A 2,975-nucleotide genomic window follows, 5' to 3' on the forward strand; every position below is an offset into this window, starting at 1 on the left:
GCCAGGAACTCGTCCAGCACGAACACCCGGGTGTTGACCACCGGCACACCGATCGCCACCTCCCCGGCCCCCGGGTCACAGGCCCACAGCGTCGCATCGACCGTGGTCTCCGCGGGGCCGTAGGCGTTGAACAGCCGCCGGCCGCACGACCAGCGCGCCGCCGCCTCGGGCGGCAGCGCCTCGCCCGCCGTCACCAGGACGAGGTCCTTGCCGACCGTGCTCTCGTCCAGCGTCGCCAGCACCGCGGGCGGGAGCGTCACATGGGTCACGGCCTGCTCGGCCAGCAGCTGTGCCAGCGGTGTGCCGGCCCGCCGCTCCGGCGGGACGACCACCAGGGTCGCGCCGGTCAGCAGGGCCATGAACCACTCCCACGCGAACGCGTCGAAGCCCACGGACGCGAACTGGCCCACCCGGTGTCCAGCGCCCACGCCCAGCAGACTCATGTGGCCCGCCGTCATGCTCGCCACACCCGCGTGCGAGACCAGCACTCCCTTCGGCCGTCCGGTCGAACCGGAGGTGTAGATCACGTACGCCGGGTTCGCGAGCGCCGGCCCCGGCACGTCGAGCGCGCCGCCGTCGAGGTCCGCCAGGGCGGCGACGACCTCGGGGGAGTCCAGCAGCACCGCGCCGGGAAGCACGGCCTCGGTGGCGGTGGCCGCCAGCAGCACCCGCGGTCGGGCGTCGTCCAGCATGTAGGCGACACGCTGCGCCGGGTACTCCGGGTCGATGGTCATGTAGGCGCCACCGGCCTTGAGCACGCCGAGCACCGCCACCAGCAGTTCGACACCACGCTCCAGGCAGACACCCACCAGCGACTCCGGGCCCACGCCACGGCCGGTCAGGTAACGCGCCAGACGGTTCGCCCGGGCGTCCAGTTCCGCGTACGACAGCTCGATCCCCTCGGCGACCACGGCCACCGCGTCCGGGGTGCGCGCGGCCTGCGCGGCGAACAGCTCCGGCACGGTCAGCGGAGCGACCTCGACCGCCGTGTCGTTCCACTCCGTCAGCATGTGGCGCTCGGTGACCTCGTCGAGGACGCCTACCGCGCTCAGGGGCTGCTGGGAGCCGCCGTCCAGGGCCGTCTCCAGGGCGGCGACCAGGTTCTCGGTGGCGGTGCACATCAGTCTCCCCACCGCGTGGGGGTCCACGCCCGTCACCGCGTCCACGGCCAGCGCGATCGAGTCGCCGTCGTCGTCCACGGAGACGGCGAGGGGGTAGTTGGTGCGCTCGCGCGAGAACCGTGCCTCGAAACCCTCGAAACCGCGGGTGCGGTCGCCCCGATCCTGCTCGGAACCGCCGGGGTTGTGGCGGTAGTTGAACAGGGCGGTGAACAGAGGTGTGTCGCCGGCCAGTGCGCTGGCCCGCTGGGCCAGGGCGAGGGGGGCGTGCTCGTGCTCCAGCAGCTCGGCCAGCTGGTCCCGCATGGCCGAGACGGCCTCCAGCGCGCCCAGATCACCGGTGCGCAGCCGGACCGGCAGGGTGTTGATGAACGGGCCGGGGATCCGGTCGGCACCGGCACCGGCGTTCATCCGGCCGAACAGGACCGTGCCGAACACCACGTCGGCCCGTCCCGAGACCGCCGCCAGGGTCCGCGCCCAGGCGACGTGCAGCACGGTCGCCGCGCTCGTGCTCAGCCGGCGGGCGACCTCGCGCAGTCGCTCGTGCAGTTCCGGTGCGAAGGGCACATGGATCCGTACGGTGTCCGCTCCGTTGCCGCGGACGTCGACGAGGCCGAACGGCGCGGTCGGTTCGTCGACGTCGCCGAGCAGTTCGGTGAAGTGGGCCTCGTGCTCCGACCGTGCCATGCCGCCCCTCGCCTGGGCGACGAAGTTGCGGAACGGCACAGGGGTGGGCAGCGCGTCGGCCCGGCCGGTCAGGAAGGCCTGGACCTCGGCCAGCACCACTTCCATGGCGGTGTGGTCCTGGACGGTGTGGTGCACCTTGAGCAGCATCAGCCGGCGATCGCCGTCCGGCAGCGCGGCGACGTGCATCGTGAGCAGCGGCGCGCGGCCCAGATCCATCGACGTGCCGCCGGCCTCCAGCAGCTGCTCGACCGGGTCGGTGCCGTGCGCGTCCAGCGTCACTTCCTCGACGAGGAGCGGGGCCCGGCGCCAGACCACCTGAACCGGTTCGCGCAGCCCCTCCCAGACGAACGACGTACGGAAGATGTCGTGCCGGTCGACCACCTGCTGCAGGGCAGCGGTGAAGGCGTGCAGCAGCTCCTGGGACTCCAGCTCGAACACCACGGGGGTGACGTAGGCGTCGTCACCGCCGTCCGCGAGCAGGTGGTGGAAGAGCAGGCCCTCCTGCAGCGGGGCCGGCGGGTAGATGTCCGCGATGTTCGCCGCACCGCCGGGGACGGTGGCGGCGATGCGGGCGACCTCGTCGGTGGTCAGGTCGACGAGCGGCAGCATGTCCGGCGTGATCTCCCGCGCGTCGGCGGGAATCGGGTTCGCCGGGGCCTCCACCGTGTGCACGGCTCCCGTCGAGAGCGCGAGCCCGGCCGGGGTCGGCTTGTGGAACAGGGTCCGTACGGAGACGGACACGCCGTGCGAGCGCAGCACCTCGACCAGGCGGACGGCGAGCAGGGAGTGGCCGCCGAGCCGGAAGAAGTCGTCGTCCACGCCCACGCTCTCCACGCCGAGGACCTCGGCGAAGGCCGCGCAGAGAACCTCTTCGCGGGCGTTCGCCGGACCGCGGCCGGCTCCGGTGGTGTACGCGGGTGCGGGGAGGGCCCCGTGGTCCAGTTTGCCGTTGACCGTCAGCGGCAGGGCGTCGAGCACGACGACGGCGGAGGGGACCATGTAAGCGGGCAGCCGCTCGGCGGCGAACCCGGTGATCAGTCCGGGCAGATCGCGTCGCGTTCCCTCGGCCGGGACGACGTAGGCCACCAGCCGCGTGTCACCCGGGACGTCCTCGCGGGCGATGACCGCCGCCTGGGCGACTCCGGGGTGCGAGGCGACGACGTTCTCGAC

Annotated in this window: 1 protein-coding gene; it reads right to left on the bottom strand. The window is 72.9% G+C overall.

Annotated elements, in window-relative coordinates; genetic code table 11:
- On the bottom strand, positions 1-2,975 hold a 2,975-nt coding region (locus tag AB0L59_RS42155), incomplete at both ends, for an AMP-binding protein (RefSeq protein WP_365593491.1).

It is taken from the genome of Streptomyces sp. NPDC052109 (genome assembly GCF_040680195.1).
Lineage (GTDB): Bacteria > Actinomycetota > Actinomycetes > Streptomycetales > Streptomycetaceae > Streptomyces.